Below are 7999 nucleotides of genomic sequence, written 5' to 3'. Positions count from 1 at the left end.
AGATACGCCCAGCGGCCATTGACCTTCACGTAGGTTTCATCCATGTGCCACGGGCAAAGATCGGAAGGGTTACGCCAGTACCAGCGCAGCCGTTTTTCCATTTCAGGCGCATAACGCTGAACCCAGCGGTAAATCGTGGAGTGATCGACATTCACTCCGCGTTCAACCAGCATCTCCTGCAGCTCACGGTAACTGATGCCGTATTTGCAGTACCAGCGTACGGCCCACAGAATGATGTCACGCTGAAAATGCCGGCCTTTGAATGGGTTCATGTGCAGCTCCATCAGCAAAAGGGGATGATAAGTTTATCACCACCGACTATTTGCAACAGTGCCCTATTTTTTATAAAAGAGTAGACAAAAGAGGTTCGCGATATTAATCTACCAACTAGATGATTGGTACTGATTACACCAGCTATACCTTTTATCAAGAAATTACAGGAGCCATTATGTCTACTACCGTTAAACCTTCTGCAGACGCAGCTGCGATCCACAATACCCGTGAAGCAGTTCGCAGCCAGCCTGGCCTGGGTAACCTGACTTTCCAGATGAAAGCCCGTTCCAGCGGCGGATTAACCGTTCGCACAGAGACCGGCGCCACAATCCAGAACGGCGTTATCGATACCAGCCGTGTGGGGAAATTTTCTAATATCGGTGATGAACCCGCAGGTTTACTCGGCACCGATACCGGCATGAGCCCGACTGAATACATCATGCAGGCGCTGGCTGGCTGTTATACCGCCACCCTTACCATGATGGCTGCTGAAAAAGGGATCGACCTGGACGGTATCGAGCTGGATCTTAATTTCGATATCAACCTCAACGGCTTCCTTGGGCTGGACAGCAACGTGCGTAAAGGTGCGAAATCTATTCGCGTCGATGTTCACCTTACGAGCAAGACCGCCAGTCGCGAGGAGTTAGAAGCGCTGGTCAGCGAAATGCAAAAGAATTCGCCAATCCACGATACTCTGGCTAATCCGGTTGAAATGATTACACGCCTGGCGTGATGTCAGAGATGTAATGCTGCCATTCAGAATGCAGGATGGCAGTGACGTTCAGCTCTGCACGATACTGAGTCAGTGATACAACTTGCTACGGAAAAATAGCAACAATATAATCTATCAACTAGTAGATTATATGGAGTAATTATGACAACCATGACAAGGGAACGGCTGCTCAGCGAAGCAGAACACCTGATGCGCGAAAAAGGGTATTCAGCATTCAGCTATGCTGATTTATCAAAAATAGTGGGTATCACCAAGGCCAGTATTCATCACCATTTCCCGACCAAAGATATTCTGGGTGAGCAGGTGGTAATACAGGCGTTCTCTGATACACAACGCGTATTTGAGCAGATAGAGGCGACTGAGAAAAGCGCGGAGAGAAGAATTGCGGCTTACATCGATATCTTCGCGCAAAGCCATAAAGCTTCGCTACTGCCACTGTGTTGTGCGTTGTCAGCAGAGACCGCCAATCTGCCTCAGGCAATTACTGTACAGACATCACTTTATTTCGATATGCAAATCGAGTGGCTCACAAAAGTCGTCAGGGCGGGCATGGAGTCAGGTGAGTTTTCATCCCATGCCGAACCATCAGATATTGCTTTGATGATCATTAATGTCTGTGAAGGCTCAAGCGTAGTGGCGCATGCAACGGCCAGACCCGAAGTCTTCGCCAACAGCCTTAAGTATATAAAACTGCTTCTTAATACCCCTCATTCAGGAGAATGACACTATGCTGGACTGGAACAACTATCGCTCAGAGTTAATGCAACGTTTAGGCGAGTTGGGCAAACTGACCCCCGAGACCATGAAAGGCGTGGTTGCCCTGGGCAACGCAGGTAACAAAACTGACCTTTTGGGCGCAAAAGTGCGTGAACTCATTGCCCTGGCGTGCGCAGTCACAACCCGCTGCGACGGCTGTATTGCTTTTCACGCCGACGCAGCTGTGAAAGCCGGTGCAACCGACGCTGAAATTGCTGAAGCGCTGGGCGTGGCGATTAACCTCAACGCTGGCGCGGCGGTCATTTATTCAGCCCGCACTCTGGATGCCGTCGGTCAGGCACGCGGTTAAGCATTAATAAATTCCACGTTAAAAGGGCATTACTGCCCTTTTTTTATGTCCGCAATAGCCTGAGCATATACCGATGCAGGTTTCACACCCGGTATGCGTTTAACTAATTGCCCTTCATGAAATATCAGCACAGACGGCAGCCCCCAGATCTCGTATTTGGTTGTCAGCACCGGCGCCTGATCTACATTGACTTTCCCCACCTGAATATCTCTATCGAGCCGGTCTGCAAACTGACTGAACATTTCTTCGCTGGCCTGACAGGGCGGACACCAGGGTGCAGAGAAACGTACCACCGATATTCCTTTGTACTGCTCTATCTGGCGGAAATTATCTTCGTTATAAGCTGTTAATGTACGCATGGTGATGACCTCGCAAAATGAGTGACAATTCAGAAATGGCTGCGTTATGACAAAAAAATACGACACAGCCATTGACCTACCTACTAGATGGTTGGTATATTGCCACCCATCAGATGTTTATGCAACTCCAGTGCGCGACGTCCAGTCGATGATACTGCCGGGCTGTGCAAATCCCTGCCGGGATACTCCTTTTTGTTTTTTGTGAGGTATACGATGAGTAAGCTTTTCACCCCCTACAATCTGTCTGGCCTGGCGTTAAAAAACCGTGTAGTCATGGCACCGATGACCCGCACCCGCACCATGAATGACGTGCCGGATGAGGTCGTGGCTTTGTACTATGCACAGCGTGCTTCTGCTGGCCTGCTCATCACCGAAGGGATGCCGGTTTCAGAAGAAGGCCGGGGTTACCTTTATACCCCTGGTATCTACAACGACGAACACGTCCAGGGCTGGCGTAAGGTGACACAAGCGGTTCACGCCAAAGGTGGCCGTATTTTCGCGCAGCTCTGGCACGTCGGCCGTATGTCTCACGTCTCTCTTCAGCCAGGCCACATAGCGCCGGTTTCAGCGGGCACCGTTCAGGCGGTCAATACCACCGTTTTTGCGCTGACCGAATCCGGAGAACCGGGCCCGGTTGTACCAAGCCAGCCACGCGCGCTGGAAACGCATGAAGTTAAACGCATCACTGCAGACTTCGTGCACTCCGCACGCCTGGCGATGGAAGCCGGCTTTGACGGCGTGGAAATCATGGCGGCAAACGGATTCATCTTTGACCAGTTCCTCAGTAGCGAACTGAACACCCGCACCGACGAATACGGCGGCTCGGTGGAAAATCGTCAGCGTTTCCTGCTGGAGACCATTGACGCCGTGGCGGAAGCCGTGGGTAACAGCCACGTTGCCGTGCGCCTGTCACCGTTCGGCCGCATTTATGACCTCGCGCCGTATGAAGGTGAAGAGCAAACCTGGTCAGCCATCACCGACGCGCTCGGTCAGCGGGAACTGGCCTACGTACACCTTTACTATCAACCGGTGTACACCAAAGCGCCACTTCCGGAAGGCTTCCGCCGCCGTTTTCGCAACACGTTTAAAGGCACCATCATCGCTGCCGGCGGTTTTACCCGTGATATCGCAGAGCAGGCTCTGGAAGATGATGAGCTGGATCTGGTGGCATTTGGTGTGCCCTACATCGCTAACCCGGATCTGGTTGAAAGAATGCAAAACGGCTGGCCACTGGCAGAAAGTGACCGCGCCACCTACTACGGCGTCAGTGGTTCCCCGGAAAAAGGCTATACCGATTACCCGGTCTGGCAGGCGCAATAAATCCCATACGGTCGCGGTTCTCTGATAAGTGAGATCCGACCGCCCAACGTCTTTGAGGAATCATTATGCAAACGCTGAAACCCACCCTTACCATCGATATCTGGTCAGATTTGGTCTGCCCGTGGTGCTGGATTGCTAAAAAAAGATTTGAACAGGGTCTGAATCGCTTTGAATTTCGCGACCAGGTGGTGATCCGCCATCACAGCTACCGTCTGGCCGGTGGTACTCCCGCGATGCCTTTTAAGGATGCCATCGTTAAAAAGCTGGGCAGTCAGCATTCAGCGGAGCTGATGATGAATCAGGTGGGCACCGCCGGTAAATCTGAAGGTCTGATCTACAACTTCGACGGCATGATGTTTGGTGATACAGAAGATGCACACACCCTGCTGGTTGCCGCGCGTAAGGCCGGAATTGCGGACGCGGTGGAAGAACGTTTTTATCATGGCAGTATCACCGAAGGTCGCTCTCTCTTTGACCGTCAGCAGCTCGTTGCCATGGCCGTAGAAGCCGGTATGCCGAAAGCTGACGCTGCAGCCGCCCTGGAAAATGACGATTTTCGCGCCACCGTTTCCGACGATGAAGCCCACGCACAGTCTATTGGCCTCAGCGGCGTTCCGGTTTTTGTGATGAACGAAAAATATGCCATCAGCGGGGCTCAGGCAGCAGATAACTTTTTGAATGCCCTGCGTCAGGTCTGGGATGAACAGCAAACCGAATTTTCAGCCACTGCGGGTCAGACCTGCGGAACGGATGGCTGCAGTATTTAATCCGTCAACCGCCGGCAGTTTCACGCTGCCGGCAACGTCTTACCCACCAGTAATGGAGTCAGAAAATGAACACTTTTTTCAAAGGTAAAAAACTGCTCGTCGTCGGCGGTACCAGCGGCATGGGCCTGGCCGTGGCACGCATGGTACTGGAAGCGGGCGGCAGTGTCGTGCTGACCGGGAATAAAAAAGACAAAGCCGAAGCGGTGCAAAAAGAATTGAGCCCTCTGGGACCGGTTGCGGTCATCGCGGCGAACCTGATGACCGAAGAAGGTATGGAAACTATCCGTCAGGAAATTAATGCTCACCATCGCGATATCAGCCTGATGGTGAATGCCGCCGGTATCTTCATGCCCAAAGGATTTACCGAGCACAGCTTTGCCGATTATGACATGTATCTTTCGCTGAACCGAGCCACGTTCTTTATTACACAGGATGTCGTGAAGAACATGCTCGCCGCGAAGCTCGAAGGGTCTATCGTCAACGTCGGTTCGATTGGTGCTCAGGCTGCACTGGGTGACTCGCCGGCCTCGGCCTATTCAATGGCAAAAGCGGGTCTGCATGCCCTGACGCGTAATCTGGCGATTGAGCTGGCCAGCGCGGGTATTCGTGTCAACGCGGTGTCTCCCGGGATTGTTCATACGCCGATATACGAAGGCTTCATGGACAAAGCGGATATCGCAGATGCTATGAAGTCGCTGAACGATTTCCACCCGCTGGGACGCGTCGGAACTGCCGAAGATGTGGCAAACACTATTCTCTTCCTGTTGTCTGACAAAACCTCATGGGTGACGGGCGCTATCTGGGATGTCGATGCGGGCATCATGGCGGTCAGACGATAACCCCGTGACGCTGGCATAAGCCGCCCCTTAAGGGCGGCATTTTTTTGTCGCCAGACATGTCATCAGCAGGCTTCACTAAGAATATTCACGACCTGTTCATCCGTGCCTTTTGTGTTCCCGGCACAGGGTGTTATGCCGGGTTCTGACGACATCCTGACAGGACAAAACGGCCAGAGAGAAAGGGGTTATACACGATGAGGAGCCGGTATCCGCAGTACCTGTGAAATTCTTTTCATCCCTGCTGTCAGCATACTCCGTGGGCAGGCCAGATTTAACCGGATATATCCGTCCCCATTGTCGACAAACAGCAAGCCCCCTTCAAGAAGGACCCCTGACTCCCGGGCAAAATACAGCGATAAATCCTCACCTGCGGTGTCGGGCAGGTAGCGGCTAATATCTATCCAGGCCAGATATGTCCCTTCGGGGATCGAGAACCTGGTTTCGGGTAAATAGCTTTTGAGATAGTCGTGCAGGTACTGGAAATTTCCGTCAATATATTCCCTCAGATGGACAAGCCAGTCATCACATTCACTCCACGCCGCTTTGTTTGCTGCCAGGCTCAGTGGAGAGATGAACTCGTCGTGTCTGAGACGCCACTCGCTTCTGACACCGGGATCCGGAATAATAATATTTGCCAACAAATTCCCGGCCAGATTGAATGTTTTACTCGAGGACATGCAGGTAATAATGCGTGTAGAATCAGGGAAAAGAGAGGCGGCCGGTGTATGACCGATACCGCTTCGGGACAGGTCGCAGTGAATTTCGTCAGATATCACCCAGATGTCATTGGCCAGGCAAATTTCAATAATCCGCTTAAGTTCATCAGGCCGCCAGACTCGTCCGGTCGGGTTATGCGGATTACACAGGAAAAGAATTTTCACACGTAAATCGGCCTGACTGGCTTTGCGTGCAAAGTCTTCCCAGTCAGGTTCCCAGCCGCCTGCTGATTTTTTTAACGCCGAGTACACCACGCGACGCTGACTGTATTCACCCGCCTTTTTAAACGGGCCATATGAAGGCGTCATAATAAGAATACTGTCATCCATGTCGGTCAGAAGCGGGACGAGACGGTTCAGCGCGGGAATAATGCCCGGAGACAGCACAATGTCTTCCGTTTTGAAACGGTGACCATATTGTCGCTCACACCAGCTGCCAAAGATCTCATAGTATTCTTCGTCGTAGATTTTAGTGTAGCCGAGTATTTTTCTATCCAGACGGTCTCTGATGGCCTGAAGAATCGGCTCTGGTGTGGCAAAAGCCATGTCAGCAACCCAGAGGTTGATTAGCCCTTCTGCCGGATACCGCATTGCAAATTCGGACTGTCCCGAAAACAGGTATTCCCGCCAGCCGTCCACGGTGAGACTGTCTGTTTTCTCTCTGCTTACGTACTCATCAAAATCATATTTCATTTCATAAACCTGCCTTAGGTGTAGTCAGAAACGTCGACCTCAGTATTACTGTCTGTCTGATGCCGGAGCGGGAAAACTGGCTCGTGTGATTAACATAAGAGAATCATCACAACTGCATGAATTAATTGCGTTATTAAGGTTCTCTCGCCTTTGTCATCGACTTACGGGGGGATTTCTCGCGTGTCACCATCACAATGCCAGTCAGCACCGCCAGGGCAGAAAATATCGTTCTGACCGTCAGTGATTCATCCAGGAATACCACACCCCCTAGCATTGCCAGACAGGGAACGCTGAGCTGAAGGGTACTGGCGGTGATAGAGCCGAGAGGGGGTAAAAGGGTATACCACAATACATATGCACCGGCTGAGGCGGCGGCACCGGACAGCAATGACAAAGCAATGCCCGCAGCATCATAGTGACCCTGCTTCATAAACAGCAACGAAAGAGCGAGAGCCATCGGCGTGGCGAGTACAAAATTTGCCGCCGTTGAAGCCCCGGCCGCCTGGCCCGCCCTCCCCCTGACGGAATAGGCGGCCCAGGCTAATCCGGCAACGATCATCATAAGTGCACTGTAAAGCGGCGGTGCCTTCGCCCCGGGTAACAGCAGGGCAGCAATTCCTGCCAGAGCAATAACTAAACCGCAAGCCCGCATAACGGAGAGTGATTCCCCTTTAAATAATCCGTGGATCACCACCGCAAACTGTACGGCACCAAAAATTAACAGCGCACCTGCCCCGGTATCGAGATGGATATAGGCGACAGAGAAGAGCACTGCGTACACCATGAGGTAAAATCCGCTCAGCGGACGCCACAGCGATAATGTAGTTTTTGCGTGATAAAACAAGAAAGGTGACAGGACGAGTGCACCACTGGCCAGCCTGAGGCTGCTGAATGAAAGGGGATCAATGTGGCCTCCCTGCAGGGCCAGACGGCACAGAATAGAGTTTGCAGCAAACGCCAGCATTGCCAGGGATATTTTAAGAATGAGCGCGCAATTGGCCATTCAGTGAGACCTCATAAAATTCTTGCAAACTACCATCTAGTTGGTAGCATAGCGTAAGTGATCACCGAACAGGAAGCAATAATCAGCTTTCAAACTGGAAGGTGAGGACAGGCATTCGGAATGAATTCTGTTTCACATCCCCAGTAGAGGAAGGGAAGGTGCGAATAAGCAGGTCATTTCTTCCCAAGCTGACTCGCTGATTAAAATTTCGCGGATCTGGGCCGATTTTT

10 protein-coding genes are annotated in these 7999 nt (G+C 51.8%); 6 read left to right on the top strand and 4 right to left on the bottom strand.

Going from position 1 to position 7999, the window contains the following annotated elements:
• Positions 1–272, bottom strand: a 272-nt coding sequence (locus OGY18_RS26460; protein WP_286554947.1) for an IS6 family transposase, incomplete at its 3' end; no start/stop codon positions are given.
• A gap of 176 nt (positions 273–448) precedes the next feature.
• Here OGY18_RS26460 and OGY18_RS26455 point away from each other — a divergent pair.
• The 3 genes from OGY18_RS26455 (at position 449) to OGY18_RS26445 (ending at position 2072) form a co-directional block, all read left to right on the top strand.
• Positions 449–1006: an OsmC family protein gene (locus OGY18_RS26455; RefSeq protein WP_000108589.1), complete on the top strand. Its 558-nt coding sequence runs from the start codon at positions 449–451 to the stop codon at positions 1004–1006.
• A gap of 141 nt (positions 1007–1147) precedes the next feature.
• Positions 1148–1729 carry a TetR/AcrR family transcriptional regulator gene (locus tag OGY18_RS26450; protein ID WP_000210409.1) on the top strand — a complete coding sequence of 194 codons (582 nt, stop codon included), beginning with the start codon at positions 1148–1150 and terminating at the stop codon, positions 1727–1729.
• A gap of 4 nt (positions 1730–1733) precedes the next feature.
• Positions 1734–2072 carry a carboxymuconolactone decarboxylase family protein gene (locus OGY18_RS26445; protein ID WP_000888080.1) on the top strand — a complete coding sequence of 113 codons (339 nt, stop codon included), beginning with the start codon at positions 1734–1736 and terminating at the stop codon, positions 2070–2072.
• 29 nt (positions 2073–2101) lie between these two features.
• Here OGY18_RS26445 and OGY18_RS26440 read toward each other — a convergent pair whose 3' ends face one another.
• Positions 2102–2431, bottom strand: a complete 330-nt coding sequence (locus OGY18_RS26440) for a thioredoxin family protein (RefSeq protein WP_002431133.1) — start codon at positions 2429–2431, stop codon at positions 2102–2104.
• A gap of 213 nt (positions 2432–2644) precedes the next feature.
• Between OGY18_RS26440 and OGY18_RS26435 the strand changes: the two genes are divergently transcribed.
• From OGY18_RS26435 to OGY18_RS26425, 3 genes are all read left to right on the top strand, one after another.
• A complete protein-coding gene (locus OGY18_RS26435; RefSeq protein ID WP_006687059.1) occupies positions 2645–3751 on the top strand; it encodes an alkene reductase in 1107 nt (368 codons plus the stop codon).
• Between the two features lie 65 nt (positions 3752–3816).
• Positions 3817–4518, top strand: a complete 702-nt coding sequence (locus tag OGY18_RS26430; RefSeq protein ID WP_096755722.1) for a DsbA family oxidoreductase — start codon at positions 3817–3819, stop codon at positions 4516–4518.
• Between the two features lie 65 nt (positions 4519–4583).
• Positions 4584–5357 carry an SDR family NAD(P)-dependent oxidoreductase gene (locus tag OGY18_RS26425; protein ID WP_004729618.1) on the top strand — a complete coding sequence of 258 codons (774 nt, stop codon included), beginning with the start codon at positions 4584–4586 and terminating at the stop codon, positions 5355–5357.
• 185 nt (positions 5358–5542) lie between these two features.
• On the opposite strand, the gene OGY18_RS26420 is transcribed toward OGY18_RS26425, so the two are convergent.
• Positions 5543–6766, bottom strand: a complete 1224-nt coding sequence (locus OGY18_RS26420) for a MalY/PatB family protein (protein ID WP_023287190.1) — start codon at positions 6764–6766, stop codon at positions 5543–5545.
• Positions 6767–6899: 133 nt separating this feature from the next.
• The gene (locus OGY18_RS26415; protein ID WP_286554944.1) at positions 6900–7769 is read right to left on the bottom strand and encodes a DMT family transporter; all 870 of its coding nucleotides are present in this window, start codon (positions 7767–7769) and stop codon (positions 6900–6902) included.
• Positions 7770–7999 lie beyond the last annotated feature (230 nt).

Source organism: Citrobacter sp. Cpo142 (assembly GCF_030332425.1).
Taxonomy (GTDB): domain Bacteria; phylum Pseudomonadota; class Gammaproteobacteria; order Enterobacterales; family Enterobacteriaceae; genus Citrobacter; species Citrobacter portucalensis.
Note: the sequence above shows the minus strand (reverse complement) of the source record. Positions and strands in the feature narration are given on the sequence as shown.